Source organism: Haloterrigena alkaliphila (assembly GCF_017352155.2).
Lineage (GTDB): Archaea > Halobacteriota > Halobacteria > Halobacteriales > Natrialbaceae > Haloterrigena > Haloterrigena alkaliphila.
Map to the genome: position 1 here is coordinate 1 of NZ_CP071462.1, position 14,046 is coordinate 14,046.

The 14,046-nt window shown below is 67.1% G+C and carries 13 protein-coding genes; 7 read left to right on the forward strand and 6 right to left on the reverse strand.

All coding sequences use genetic code 11. The features are described 5' to 3' along the window. The first annotated feature begins 89 nt into the window (after positions 1-89). From mvk to J0X25_RS06800, 6 genes are all read left to right on the forward strand, one after another. A complete protein-coding gene (gene mvk, locus J0X25_RS00970) occupies positions 90-1,076 on the forward strand; it encodes a mevalonate kinase (protein WP_207288983.1) in 987 nt (328 codons plus the stop codon). Beyond that, positions 1,073-1,813, forward strand: a complete 741-nt coding sequence (locus J0X25_RS02530) for an isopentenyl phosphate kinase (protein ID WP_207288984.1) — start codon at positions 1,073-1,075, stop codon at positions 1,811-1,813. The genes mvk and J0X25_RS02530 overlap by 4 nt, the downstream gene beginning before the upstream one ends. A gap of 151 nt (positions 1,814-1,964) precedes the next feature. Next, entirely contained in the window at positions 1,965-2,576 is a 612-nt protein-coding gene (locus J0X25_RS02810) for a class I SAM-dependent methyltransferase (RefSeq protein ID WP_207288985.1), read from the forward strand. 324 nt (positions 2,577-2,900) lie between these two features. Further along, complete coding sequence (locus J0X25_RS03015; RefSeq protein WP_207288986.1) at positions 2,901-4,253, forward strand: ribonuclease J; 1,353 nt, start codon at positions 2,901-2,903, stop codon at positions 4,251-4,253. A gap of 1 nt (position 4,254) precedes the next feature. Then, positions 4,255-5,304 (forward strand): geranylfarnesyl diphosphate synthase, encoded by a 1,050-nt coding sequence (idsA3, locus tag J0X25_RS05725; protein ID WP_207288987.1) that lies wholly within the window; start codon positions 4,255-4,257, stop codon positions 5,302-5,304. A gap of 347 nt (positions 5,305-5,651) precedes the next feature. Then, complete coding sequence (locus J0X25_RS06800; RefSeq protein ID WP_207288988.1) at positions 5,652-7,397, forward strand: glutamate--tRNA ligase; 1,746 nt, start codon at positions 5,652-5,654, stop codon at positions 7,395-7,397. 69 nt (positions 7,398-7,466) lie between these two features. Here the strand turns inward: J0X25_RS06800 and J0X25_RS09260 are convergent, their stop codons facing one another. The 4 genes from J0X25_RS09260 to J0X25_RS09975 form a co-directional block, all read right to left on the reverse strand. Continuing rightward, entirely contained in the window at positions 7,467-7,679 is a 213-nt protein-coding gene (locus J0X25_RS09260; RefSeq protein ID WP_207288989.1) for a PhlB family protein, read from the reverse strand. Between the two features lie 67 nt (positions 7,680-7,746). After that, a complete protein-coding gene (locus tag J0X25_RS09265; protein WP_207288990.1) occupies positions 7,747-8,640 on the reverse strand; it encodes a carboxypeptidase-like regulatory domain-containing protein in 894 nt (297 codons plus the stop codon). 126 nt (positions 8,641-8,766) lie between these two features. After that, positions 8,767-8,937: a DUF8014 family protein gene (locus J0X25_RS09270; RefSeq protein ID WP_207288991.1), complete on the reverse strand. Its 171-nt coding sequence runs from the start codon at positions 8,935-8,937 to the stop codon at positions 8,767-8,769. Positions 8,938-9,014: 77 nt separating this feature from the next. Beyond that, positions 9,015-9,500: a DUF456 domain-containing protein gene (locus J0X25_RS09975; protein WP_207288992.1), complete on the reverse strand. Its 486-nt coding sequence runs from the start codon at positions 9,498-9,500 to the stop codon at positions 9,015-9,017. Positions 9,501-9,652: 152 nt separating this feature from the next. On the opposite strand from J0X25_RS09975, the gene J0X25_RS10570 reads away from it, so the two are divergent. After that, a complete protein-coding gene (locus tag J0X25_RS10570; RefSeq protein WP_207288993.1) occupies positions 9,653-10,396 on the forward strand; it encodes an SDR family NAD(P)-dependent oxidoreductase in 744 nt (247 codons plus the stop codon). Between the two features lie 566 nt (positions 10,397-10,962). Here J0X25_RS10570 and J0X25_RS13820 read toward each other — a convergent pair. Both J0X25_RS13820 and tmcA read right to left on the reverse strand, forming a co-directional pair. Continuing rightward, positions 10,963-11,622 (reverse strand): helix-turn-helix domain-containing protein, encoded by a 660-nt coding sequence (locus tag J0X25_RS13820; RefSeq protein ID WP_207288994.1) that lies wholly within the window; start codon positions 11,620-11,622, stop codon positions 10,963-10,965. Positions 11,623-11,671: 49 nt separating this feature from the next. Next, the gene (gene tmcA / locus J0X25_RS14210) at positions 11,672-14,029 is read right to left on the reverse strand and encodes a tRNA(Met) cytidine acetyltransferase TmcA (RefSeq protein ID WP_207288995.1); all 2,358 of its coding nucleotides are present in this window, start codon (positions 14,027-14,029) and stop codon (positions 11,672-11,674) included. Between the last annotated feature and the right edge of the window lie 17 nt (positions 14,030-14,046).

Sequence of the window (14,046 nt, forward strand, 5' to 3'; positions counted from 1 at the left end):
ACGTCCCCGTTTCCCTCTCGGCGGGTACGCTGGTCGCCACTCGAATCCACAAAGATAGCTATTAACCGTCGTCGTGCGAACGCCCGGGCATGGCAGTTTCGAGCGCTCCCGGCAAGGTGTACTTATTCGGGGAGCACGCGGTGGTCTACGGCGAGCCCGCGGTCCCGTGTGCCATCGAGTTACGGGCGCGGGTCGGCGTCGAGCAACGGGCGGACAGCAAGCTACGCATCCACTCGGAGGACCTCAGTCTGGACGGCTTCACCGTCGAGTACGACGGGACGACGGACGAGCGACCCGACGTGGACGTCGCGGAGTCGCTGCTCACCGCGGCGATGGGGTACGTCGACGAAGCGATCGAGCAGGTCAAGGACGTCACCGGCGAGGAGGACGTCGGCTTCGACGTGTCCATCGAGAGCGACATCCCGCTCGGCGCGGGACTGGGTTCGTCGGCGGCGGTCGCCGTCGCCGCCATCGACGCCGGCGCCCGCGAACTCGGGACGACGCTAGCGATCGACGAACTCGCGGAGCGAGCCTATCAGACGGAGTACGAGGTCCAGGGCGGGCAGGCCTCCCGCGCGGACACGTTCTGTTCGGCCACGGGCGGGGCCGTCCGGGTCGAGGGCGACGACTGTCGATCCCTCGAGGCGCCGGATCTCCCGATCGTGATCGGCTTCGACGGCGGCGCCGGCGACACCGGCGAACTCGTCGCCGGCGTTCGCGACCTCCGCGAGGAGTACGACTTCGCTGCCGACACGGTCGAAGCGATCGGCGACATCGTGCGCAACGGGGAGGACGCGCTCGCCGCTAGCGACGTCGAGGAACTCGGCCGACTGATGGACTTCAACCACGGCCTGCTCTCGGCGCTGGGCGTCTCCTCGCGGTCGCTGGACTCGATGGTCTGGGCAGCCCGTGACGCCGGCGCCGAGGGAGCGAAACTGACCGGCGCCGGCGGCGGGGGCTGTATCGTCGCCCTCGACGCGAGCGACGAGACCGAGACCGCGCTGTCGTACACGCCGGGTTGCGAGGACACCTTCCGGGCCGAACTCTCCGAAGAAGGGGTGGAGCGACTCGAATGATCGTCCTGAAACTCGGCGGCAGCGTCATCACGGACAAGGATCGAGCCGAAACGCTCGACGGGGAAGCCCTCGATCGGGCCGCGGACGCCGTTTCGAAAGCCCTCGAGGGCGGTGTGGAAGACCTCGTGATCGTCCACGGCGGCGGCAGTTTCGGCCACCACCACGCCAGCGAGCACGGGATCACCACGACCGCGGGCACCCGCGAGGCCGCCGCGGCGCTGGACGTCCACGGCGCGATGAAGACGCTCAACAACTTCGTCCTGAGTCGGCTGCTCGAGCGCGACGTCGAGGCGGTGCCGGTCCACCCGTTCTCGGCGGCCCACCGGGACGCCGACGGCGGGCTCGACCTCCCGACCGGACAGGTCGAGACGCTGCTCGAGGAGGGGTTCGTCCCCGTCCTCCACGGCGATATGGTCGCCCACGCGGGCGAGGGCGCGACCGTGATCAGCGGCGACGAACTGGTGGCCGAACTCGCGCGGAAGCTCGAGGCCGATCGGATCGGCCTCTGTTCGACGGTATCCGGTGTGCTGGACGACGAAGACGCGGTGATCGACCGGATCTCGGCCTACGAGGACGTGGCGTCCGTGCTGGGGGCCAGCGACGCGACCGACGTCACCGGGGGAATGGCCGCGAAGGTCCGGGCCCTGCTCGACCTCGAGGCCGAGGCGTCGATCTTCGGACTCGCGGACCTCGAATCGTTCCTCGACGGGGCGAATCCGGGAACGACGATCGAGTAACGGCCGTCGGGACTGAGGTACCGATCGGCGGGATTGAGGTACCGATCGGCGGGATTGAGGTTCCGATCGACGGGATCGAGTACCGACCGCCGACACGGGACGCGACCGGTCTCACGAAACAGTGAACTGGATTGCTTCGGTGGTCTCCACCATGGTCGACAGCGACGCAGTCCGCCGGGGGTACGACGCGCTGCGGGAGACGTACGCCGCGGAACGCTCCGCCGACGGTCGCGAACGCGAGATTATCGAGTCGTTCCTCGAGTCCCTTTCGGAGCCTGCACGCGTCCTCGACGCCGGTTGCGGGCAGGGAACGCCCGTTCTCCATCGCGGACGCGAGTCGATGTCGATCGTCGGCGTCGATTTCTCCCGCGGACAACTGGAACTGGCCGCGACGGCGGTCTCCGAGGAACCCCTTGTTCAGGGCGACCTGACGGCGCTCCCGGTGGGCGACGCGGCGGTCGACGCCGTTACCGCCCTTCACTCGGTGATCCACGTCCCCCTCGAGGAACACCGGACCGTGGTCGACGAGTTCGCGCGCGTCCTGCGGCCGGGGGGCCGAGTGCTCGTCTCGGAAGGGCCCGACGAGTGGCGGGGGAGCAACCCGGACTGGCTCGACAGCGGCGTCGAAATGCAGTGGCACGTTGCCGGCGCGGACGCGACGCGAGACCAGTTGCGGGCCGCCGGATTCGCGATCGACCGGGAGTGGACCGCCGCGGACGAGTCGGCGTGGGTGTTCGTCTCGGCGACGCTCGAGGGTTCGTGACTGGGGAACTTCCGCACGGTTGCCGATCACGAGGATGCATCAGAACGCCCGCCTGCGGCGTTCTCGAGCGGAGCGGCGACGCCGGTGAGGTGTCGAGCGCCACGGCGGCCAACCCACTGCGTTTTTAACACCCCGGCGTGTATGGCCCAGTAGCGAACCCCGCGGGCAAGTGCGTGCGGATCCACGATGTCGTGGACCGGGAGGCGATCGCCTCCCCGTGCGCATAGCGGGATGGCCGACGCGCTGTAAGACGCCGGGGCCGTACAACCGGGAGTCCGCGGACCGTTTCGTGAGAGTCCAGCGCGGCTTTCAGTACAACGAACCATGGAAATCGAAATCGCAACAATCGGCGGCTACGAGGAAGTCGGCCGGCAGATGACTGCCGTCCGCGCCGGCGACGACGTCGTTATCTTCGACATGGGTCTGAACCTCTCGCAGGTCCTGATCCACGACAACGTCGAAACCGAGCGGATGCACAGCCTCGATCTGATCGACATGGGTGCGATCCCCGACGATCGGGTCATGAGCGACCTCGAGGGCGACGTGAAGGCCATCGTGCCGACCCACGGCCACCTCGACCACATCGGCGCCATCTCCAAGCTAGCCCACCGGTACGACGCGCCGGTCGTCGCGACACCCTTCACGATCGAACTGGTCAAACAGCAGATCGAGGGCGAGCAGAAGTTCGGCGTCGAGAACGACCTGATCAAGATGGACGCCGGCGAGACGATGTCGATCGGCGACTCCGGCAAGGTCGAACTCGAGTTCGTCAACGTGACCCACTCGATCATCGACGCGATCAACCCAGTCCTGCACACGCCGGAAGGCGCCGTCGTCTACGGTCTGGACAAACGGATGGACCACACGCCCGTCATCGGCGACCCGATCGACATGGAGCGGTTCCGCGAAATCGGTCGCGAGGGCAACGGCGTACTGTGTTACATCGAGGACTGTACGAACGCGAACAAGAAGGGGCGAACCCCCTCGGAAAACGTCGCCCGGGAACACCTCCGGGACGTCCTCTACAGCATGGAGGACTACGACGGCGGCATCGTCGCCACCACATTCTCGAGTCACATCTCGCGCGTGACGTCGCTGGTCGAGTTCGCGAAGGACATCGGCCGTCAACCGGTCCTGCTGGGTCGCTCGATGGAGAAGTACTCGGGCACCGCGGAGCGACTGGACTTCGCCGACTTCCCCGACGACCTCGGGATGTTCGGCCACCGCAAGTCCGTCGACCGCACGTTCAAGCGGATCATGAACGAGGGCAAGGAGAACTACCTGCCGGTCGTCACCGGCCACCAGGGCGAACCGCGCGCGATGCTCACCCGGATGGCCCGCGGCGAAACGCCCTACGAACTGGACGACGGCGACAAGGTCGTCTTCTCCGCCCGCGTCATTCCGGAGCCGACCAACGAGGGCCAGCGCTACCAGGCCGAGAAACTGCTCGGGATGCAGGGCGCCCGCGTCTACGACGACATCCACGTCTCGGGCCACCTCTGTCAGGAGGGCCACTACGAGATGTTAGACGCCCTTCAGCCCCAGCACGTCATCCCGGCCCACCAGGACATGAAAGGCTACTCCAGCTACATCAACCTCGCTGAGAATCAGGGGTACAAGCTCGGACGAGACCTGCACGTCACGCGCAACGGCAACCTCATCCAGCTCGTCGACTGATATGACAAGTCCCGAGGCACGCGAAGAGGCGGTGCTCGAGGCGGTCCGCGAGCGCCGCGAGCTGGTCAACGAGGCCATCCCCGAAGAGTTGCCGATCAAGCGTCCCGAGCGGCTCTACGAGGCGTCGCGGTACCTGCTCGACGCGGGCGGGAAGCGGCTTCGACCGACCGTCCTGCTGACGACGGCGGAGGCGCTGGTGGACGTCGACACCCTGAGCGTGGATTATCGCGAGTTCCCCACGCTCGACGGAGCAGAAATCGACATCATGGACGCCGCCGTCAGCGTCGAAGTCATCCAGTCGTTTACCCTCATCCACGACGACATCATGGACGACGACGACCTCCGTCGGGGCGTCCCCGCCGTCCACAAGGAGTACGACCTCGAGACGGCCATCCTCGCGGGTGACACGCTCTACTCGAAGGCGTTCGAGATCATGCTCGAGACCGGTGCGGAGCCCGAGCGGACCGTCGAAGCGCTGGACGTGCTCGCGACGACCTGCACGAAAATTTGCGAGGGCCAGTCGCTGGACGTCACCTTCGAGGAGCGCGGGGACGTCACCCCCGACGAGTACCTCGAGATGGTCGAGCAGAAGACCGCGGTGTTGTACGCCGCCTCCGCGTGTCTCCCGGCCGTCTTGCTTGGCGCCGACGACGAGACGATCGACGCGCTCTACGGCTACGGGCTCGACGTCGGCCGCGCGTTCCAGATTCAGGACGACGTGCTCGATCTGACCGTCCCGAGCGAGAAACTCGGCAAGCAGCGAGGGAGCGACCTCGTCGAGAACAAACAGACGCTGATCACCGTCCACGCCCGCGATCAGGGCGTCGACGTCGAGGGACTGGTCGACACCGACGACGTCGAGGCCGTCACCGAGGCCGAGATCGACGACGCCGTCGCCGAACTCGAGGCCTCCGGTTCGATCACCTACGCGAACGACAAGGCGCGGGAACTCGTCGCCCGGGGGAAGAACCGACTCGAGGTCCTGCCGGACAACGAGGCCCGCGAACTGCTCTGTCAGCTGGCGGACTACCTGATCGAACGCGGCTACTGAGACGGCTCGTCGTCTCGGTTTCGTCTTCGGTCATCGTTTCTCGGTATAGTTGATCTATAGCGGCGAGGCTGAGCGTTCTGCTATCGTGGCAACAGGGAATTGCCACGCCCTCCCCAACCGATTCGCTCGTTCCTTTCAGTCACTCGCTCATCCCTCGCACGACTCCGTCGGCTGGCCTCGTTGTCACTCGGCCAACCGCCAGCGCGCGCCACCGCACGCCGGATGCCAGTTCGACGGGATATCGAATCGAACGTCGGCTCCAGTATCACGGAATTTGCGCAAAACGACCCGCGAGCGACGGCCCGACATCGCGGACGTTTTGGTCCGGGCACGAATACCCCCGCCTAATGAACGACGAGTTGCGCGAGCGCGTCGAGCGCGAGGCCGAAAAGCACGCGCTGTTGAACGCCGTCAAACACGAGAGCGACGCCGACGTCGGCGCGATCATGGGCCCCCTGATGGGCGACAATCCCGAGTTCCGCGAGCACGGGGACGAGATTCCGGGCGTGGTCGGCGGCGTCGTCGGCCGGGTCAACGACCTCGAGTACGACGCAAAGCGCGAGCGCCTCGAGGAACTCGCCCCCGAGGAACTCGCCGAAATCGAGGCCGAGGACGAGGAAGACGAGCACGACCTGCCCGACCTCTCCAACGCGGAGGCGTACGACGAGGTTCGGATGCGCGTCGCGCCCAATCCCAACGGCCCGTGGCACGTCGGCCACGCGCGGATGCCCGCCGTCATCGGCACCTACAAGGAGCGCTACGACGGCTGGTTCTGCGTCCGCTTCGACGACACCGACCCCGAGACGAAGCGGCCAGATCTCGAGGCCTACGACGCGATTCTCGAGGACCTCGACTATCTCGGCTTCGAGCCCGACGCGACCTACCGGGCGAGCGATCGGCTCGAGACCTACTACGACCACGCCCGCGAACTGATCGACCTGGGCGGAGCCTACACCTGCTCGTGTTCGGGCGAGGAATTCTCCGACCTGAAGAACTCGGGCGAGCCCTGTCCCCACCGCGACAAGGACGTCGAGACGGTCCGCGAGGAGTTCGAAGCGATGATCGACGGCGAGTACAGTAGCGGCGAGATGGTCCTCCGCGTGAAGACCGACATCGAGCACAAGAACCCCGCGCTGCGCGACTGGGTCGCGTTCCGCATGATCGACACGCCGCATCCGCGCAAGGAAGCCAGCGAGTACCGCTGCTGGCCGATGCTCGACTTCCAGTCGGGGGTCGACGATCACCTGCTCGAGGTCACCCACATCATCCGCGGCATCGACCTGCAGGACTCCGCGAAGCGCCAGCGGTTCGTCTACGACTACTTCGGTTGGGAGTACCCCGAAGTCGTCCACTGGGGGCACGTCCAGATCGACGCCTACGACGTGAAGATGAGCACGTCGACCATCGCGGAACTGATCGAACAGGGGGACCTCGACGGTTGGGACGATCCGCGCGCGCCGACGATCAAGAGCCTCCGGCGGCGGGGGATCCGCGGGGCGGCCATCGTCGAGGCGATGAGCGGCCTCGGGACCTCGACCAGCGACGTCGACCTCGCGATGAGTTCGATCTACGCGAACAACCGCGACCTGATCGACGAGGAGACCGACCGGCGGTTCTTCGTTCGCGACGGCAATCAGGTCCCCCTCGGCGGCAGTCCGCCGGACGAGGCGAACCCGCCGCTCCACCCCAACCACGAAGAGCGCGGGGTCCGCGAGATTCCCGTCGGCGACTCCGTGATGCTCGAGCCCGAGGACGTCCCCGAGCGCGAGGAACGCGTCTGGCTCAAGGGACTGGGCTGTTTCCAGTTCACGCGCGGCGCGCTCCAGTACACCGGGGAGGACATCGACGTGGTCCGCGAGGGCGACGTCGACGTGATCCACTGGGCGCCGGCGAGCGAGAGCGTCGCCGTCCGGATGCGAACGCCCGACGGCGACGTCCGGGGCCACGCCGAACCCGGCGTCGGCGACCTCGAGCCGGACGAGATGGTGCAGTTCGAACGGGTCGGATTCGCGAGAATAGATCGCCACGAGGACGAGGCCGACGACGACGGAACCGCGGACGCCGAGACGGTCGTCTACTACGCCCACCCCTGAGTCGACGACGATCGATCGGCGGATTGAGTCCGTCGCTGTCGACCGTCGGTTCGGTCTCGAGGCCGCTCCTCACTCCGATTCCGCATCTCGCTCCGATTCCGACTCCGGATCCGTCGAGACCCGTTCGATCTCGCTGCTCCCACACTCGGGACACGTCTCCCGCTCGTGGTGGATCCCGGTATCGCAGTTCCGACAGCTGAACTCGGCGCTCTCCTCGCGGGCGTCCACCGCCTCCTGTTTGAACCGTTCGACCTTCTCGCCCAGCCGCTCGAACATACTCATGCGAACGACATCGGTCCCCAGCCTGATAAATTGCGACGCCGGACCGAGAATCGAAATCGGCGACCCCCTATCGCGACTCGAGCGTCACGTCCCGCGTCGTAATCCGACCGAATCGGACGGCGACGTCCGTCTCCGCTCGTTCGTAGCCGTCGGCGTCGACGTCCATCGCGTACTGGCCGTGAGCGAGTTCCGCCTCGAACCGGCCGTCGTCGCTGCTCATCGTTATCATCGTCGACCGGTCGTCGAGAAACCGGACCACCGCGTCGGGAACGGGACGACCGTCCGCGTCCGTGATTATCCCGTCGACCCATCCGTTGCGGTGGATCTGGCGATCCTCCTCGGTGCCCTCGACGATTGCGAGGGTGGTGGCGTCGGGGTCGACGTACACCTCGGCGTACCCATCGCCGTAGCCGTCGACCGCCGAGGCGCGAACCTCCCACCAGCCCTCGGCGACGGCGAATCCTCGGTTCCAGTGGTCGCCGTCCGGAATACTCCCCGCCGGCGCGATCGTGCTGTGCTCTTCGCCGTTTCCGTAGATCGTTACCCGGGATTCGAGCGTCGATCCGCCGCCTGGCTCGACTACGGCCACCTCGAGTTCTCCCTCACCGGGTCCCCACTCGCGGTCGAGTCGGAGATCGACCCTCGTCGTCTCGTCGGCCGTAACCTCGATTTCGCGCGTCTCGTCCGCGTAGCCGTCGGCCCGCGCCGCGAGCGCGTACGTCCCGGGCCCGACGTCCAGTTCGAACGACCCGTTTTCCTCGGTTTTCGTGCCCCGTTCGCCGTCGAGCGTTACCGTGACGTCCGCGACGGGCTGGGGGCCGTACGTTATCGTTCCCGCGACGCGACCGGTCGCCGCGGACCCCGAGCGGCGCGCGTCCGCGTTCGCGGTCCCCGTAGCGGTGAGCAGGCCGGCGGTGACGAGACTCGAGCGCTGGAGGAACCGTCGACGATTGGAATTCATGGACAAGTGGAGTGGACGAAGGCACATCCGACCATATCTCTTCTGAAACGCCACCTATATGAAGTTGAGAGTGTAGGAAAATAGTGAGTATCGAAACCTTCGGAGAGGCGCTCAGGCCTCGAGCGCTCACCCGTCTTCGAGCAGTTCGTCGCCGCGGTCGGTGATGGGGTCGGCGACGACGCCGTCCTGCCGGCCGAGCACGCGAGCGTGGGCGGCACAGACCAGTCGGTTGTCGGTCCACGGGATGTGGAGTTCGACGGTGGCGGGCCGCTCGCAGTCGTCTTCGGCGCAGTCCATGGGCGGCCGTACGACGGCCTCGAAGTCAGTGTTTGCGTCCACCGAGGGTCGCTGGACCGACGACCGGGGGCGCGGCGTCAGAGGATGAAGACCGCGACGAGGAACGCGAGCAGGATCGTCACCGTCAGCAGCACCTGGATGGCCGTCGAGGCGAGCATGCCTCCGGCCGCGTACGCCGCCGAGCGGGCGCTGCCGCCGGCGTCGCGACCCCGGACGAATTCGACGACGAAGACCGTCCCGAACAGTCCAGCGAGCAGCCCCAGCGGCCCGGTGACGATCATGAGGACGATGGCGACCACGGTGGCGATCGTCGTCGTGGTCCAGGATGCGCCGCCCGCTCGAGCGGCGATCGACCCGCCGAAGAGTTCGGCGACCACCGTCAGGACGCCCAGCAGCGTGAGGACGGCCAGCGTGAGGGTTCCAGGGTCCGCGAAGCCGGAGTGCCACCAGTAGAGGTAGAGTCCCGACAGCGAGAGCAGTCCGCCGGGGACCAGCGGGGCGACCGTGCCGACGACGCCGCCGACGAGCAGCGCAACCGCGAGGATCGTGACCACGTCGACCATACGGTGTGCGACGACGGGCCGCGACAAAGGCGTAGGGCCTTCAGAATGGGGGCAGGCTGTCCGAGACGGAGTGAGCGGCTCGAAAACCGGACGTGCGGTGGCGGCCGCCTCGTGCCAGTATCATTACGTGCCAGCGGCCGAACGTGGGGGATATGACCGAGACACGCGGTGCGATCATCGTCGGCGCCTCGTCGGGGATCGGCGAAGCGCTGGCGCGGGAACTCGCCGACGAGGGGTATCGGATCGGACTGGCCGCCCGCCGGACGGAACGCATGCAACAGATCGGCTCCGAACTGCCGACCAAGTCCTACGTCGCGACGATGGACGTCACCGACACCGCGGACGCCCGCGAGGGGTTCTTCGAACTCGCCGACGCGATGCAGTCGGTCGATCTCGTCGTCATCAGCGCCGGGACGGCGGCCGTGAACCACGACCTCGAGTGGGAACCCGAACGCCAAACGATCGACGTCAACGTCCGCGGATTCACCGCGATCGCGACGGCCGCGATGGAGTACTTCGAGACCGTCCCCGACCACGCCAGCGAGCGGGACGGTCACCTCGTGGGCATCTCCTCCGTCGCGGCCCACTTCGGTAACGGGGGGACGCAGGCGTACAACGCGTCGAAGGCGTTCGTCTCGACGTACCTCGAGGGCCTTCGGGACCGCCAGGCCGGCAGCGACGCCGACGTGACGATCACGACGATCGAACCCGGCTTCGTCGACACCGACCTCTCGCTGGGCGGCTTCTGGGAGGCCTCGCCCGAGCGGGCGGCCGAACAGATCGCTCGCGCGATCCGCAAGAAGCGAAACCACGCCTACGTCACCAGACGCTGGCGACTGGTCGCGTGGTTCCTGAAAGCGACGCCCGACGCCGTGCTTCGGCGCCTGCTTTCCTAGGACGCCAGTCGCTCAGTACTGGCTGATAACATACCACGCTTGGTTGAAGAATCAGCGTGCGGTGGCGCGCGCTGTCTGCCGACCGAGCGATAGCGAGGTCGGCCGACGAATTCGTGCGAGGGATGAGCGAGTGAGTGGCGCGGGACCGAAGGTCCCGCGAACCATGCGAACGGGCGCATCGCGCCCGTGAGCAGACACCGCGAACGAGTGAATCGGCTGGGGAGGGCGTGGCGATTCCCCGTTGCCACGATAGCAGAACGCTTGTTTTCAACCACTTTCCTCCCCAATACTCCGTTTAACAAGTAATACTGGTTATTTGATTTTCTCCTCTCGGAGAGCGGGAGTACTCGACTCGTTCATGACTCGAAACTGCGTCGATCCACATTGACAGCACCCCCTCCCAATCGGTTGGATCGTCCCGTCACTCCATCGTCGAGCCGCATAGATGGATTCACAGGTGCGACATTCGGCGACTGTCCGTTCGATTTCCCCCTCGGGCATAGTGTCTACTGTGGACGGCCAGCAACGTGAGCGTAGCTTCGTGCTATACAAAACCTTTTTTAGCGCTATCGATTTGGTCGTTCAGTATCGGGCAGTGTCCGCCCGAGAACGTGCTTGATTCCGCGCCGGAGACGAGACGCGACGGCCTGCTGGGAGATGCCGAGTTCGTCGCCGATCTCTTCCATCGTTACCTCGCGCGGAGATTCGAAGTACCCGCGCTGGTAGGCGCGTATCAGCGCCTCTTGCTGGGTTTCGGTGAGGGCTTCCTCAGTGATCGTCTCGAGCGGCGTGAGTGCATGTACCTCCGTGAGCGTGATCGGGATGTCCTGCTCTCGACAGCGTTGCTGAAAGGCCGCGAGATCGCTTCGAGAATCGCCGCGTACGTCGAACGTCCATTGTTGGGTCGTGCCAATCGCTTTGATGAGCGGAATCTCCGTCTCGACCAGTGTACTGAGAACGCCGGAATACTCGAGGGCCCACTCGACGCGTAACAGGTACTCGTCGGCGACCGAATCGACGAGGCGAATGTCGACCACGCCGGGATGGCCGGCAAACGCGTCCTCGATGTCGTCGACCACGGTTCCTCGCACCCAGAAGTACGGTATGACAACGTCCTGAGCCGGGATTATCCGTTCCAGTTCGACGGTCACGTCCGGCAACTGTTCGAAGATCGTTCCGAGGGGGAACTGATCGGACGGAACCGTAAAGGTGGCCTCAGTAGCCATCAGCCGAATTGTCTCGTTCCGGCGGTAAATAGCCCCCAGAGAGGACTCGTCATTCGTCGCGGAACCGATCCCGAACCTCGAGCGCGGCCTCCGACCCGTATCGATCGACCAGCGGACAGAACGCCTCACCGAGCGCCCGCATGCACTGCCCCGTCGAGTGATACTCGAGGCGGTCGGCGACGGCCTGCCAGTCCCGGCCCTGAAGCGCGCGCAGGACGAGCAGCCGTTCCTCGCGGGGAGTCAGGTCGACGTCGCTCGGGTCCTCGACGAAGTACCGCACGACGAGGGGGCGGAACGCGCCGGGATCGACGTCGAACAGGCCGGGGCCGTACGCCGCGCCCGCGACGACGCGCCACTCGTGGTCGGAGCGCTCGAGTTCTGGCGCCGCCGCGGCGTCGACTGACCGCAAGACGGCGCGGGCGACGTCGGGATCGAGGTCCGGCAGGGCGTCCGTACAGAGGCCGGGAAACCGGCGAGCGAACCAGTCGGCGTGGCGGTCGCACAGCGCCCGCCCCGCGGCACTCGTCGCCGCGAGCATGAGCGCCGAGTACTCGCCGCTGGCGTCGTTGCGCGTCGTCGAGACGTGGACCGTGCGATAGCCGTTCTCCCGCCAGAACTCGAGCAGGCCCGGGGTGGCGCCGAAGCCGGTGCCGAGCCAGTCGACGTCGGCCGAAAATTCGTCGCGGACGCGCTCGAGCAGCCGCGATCCCACCCCTCGAGAGCGGGCCGCGTGGTGGGTCGCGATGCGGACCACGCGCAGGCCCGCGGGGCCGCCGGCGTCCTCGTCACGTAACTGGCTGGTGAGGACGTCCGGGAGCATGTTCCCCCGGATACGGCCGCCCTCGTACATCATCGAGCGTATCTCGGGCGGGAGGTTTCCCTCGCGGGCGAGCAGGGCGACGCTGACGACGTGGCCTTCCCCTTCACTGCCGCCTTGCCCACCGTCGGCGGGGTAGACCAGCGCGCGGGCCTCGAGATTGGGGGCGTCGAGCAGTCGCGCGAGGTCGTTCGGTTCGGTGCGGTAGTGGGCGAGTACGAGCAGGCCGAAGGCTTCCCGCAGGAGCCGTTCGTCTGCGAGCAGGTCGTCGGGCTCGAGACTGCGGTACGCGACGGTCTCCGGTGTCGCGTCGGCAACTAGCGGGTCGACCGGGGGTCGGGCGTCGAGCAACAGCGCGCGGAAGGCCCAGACCTCGACGGGGTCGCCCGCCGCGTACCGGATCGGGTCGACGAGCGTGCGGTCGACGACCGCGTGGTCGCTCTCGGCGAGTCGGTCCCGAAATCTCACCGAGAAGCCCCGTCCCGCACCCTCGTAGCCGTGGATCGTCGTCGCGAATGCGACGCGGTCGGCAGCCAGCAGCGACTCGAGAACCGAGACGGGCAGCGCGGCCGCCTCGTCGACGAGGACGATATCCGCCGACTCGAGGCGGTCGCCGTCGACGGCTGCCGACGGCTCGAGGTATCGAATCCGACCGCCGGCGGCCGTCTCGATTCGGTGGGAATCGGCTGCGACGTCGGCGTTCGGGTGCGTCGCATCCGCGTCCCCGAGCGCCGACAGCAGTTCCTCGGCCCGCTCGAACAGTTCCGCCGCGTTCCGCGACCGGGGCGCGGTGACGAGCACGTCCAGTCCGTCGGCGGCGAAGGCGCCCGCCGCTAACCCTGCCGCGCTCGATTTCCCTCGGCCGCGGTCGGCCTCGAGGACGACGGCCCGCCGTGGAGAGTCACCATCGCCGTCGGTCTCGCCGTCCTCGAGCAGTGACTCGAACGCCGCGACGGCGTCTCGCTGGTCGTCCGTCAGACACGCCTCGTAGGTTTCGTCGGGGAACCGAGCGTCCGCCGGCGCTTCACGAACCGTCGCGTTCGACCCGTCGACCAGCCGCGGCGCCGGGTCGGTCAGTCCGTCGGCCTCGATCCGGTCGGCCTCGAGGTCGACGATCGCGATTCCGCGGTGTGCCCGAAGCGTCTCGACGAGTCGCCGCCGGAATCGGCCGGTGACGTCCGACAGCGAGAACGGCGGCACGGCCAGCGACTCGTCGAACGCACCGCGCCGGTCGGGCCAGTCCTCGAGCGTCGGCGTCAGGAGGACCAGCAGGCCGCCGCCGTCGACCGCGCCGACGACTTTCCCGAGGGCGTTCGGTCGGAGCCCCTCGTGGGCGTCGAGGGCGATCACGTCGCGGGTCGTCCCGAGGAGTTCGCTCGCGTTGGCCTGCGGCAGGTGCTCGCACCGCAGTCGGTCGTCGGGCCCGACGAGCGTGGTGGTAGTGATCGGGACGGGCAGCCCCTCGAGGACGGACTCGAGGGCCTCGTAGCCGCGTTCCGGATCGCCGGCGAGCACGAGCAGCCGTCGCTCGTTCGTCCGCGTCGCCTCGTCGAACAGCGATGCCGCGAGTCCGACGACGTCAGCGTCCATGGTCCGTTCCTCGGGGG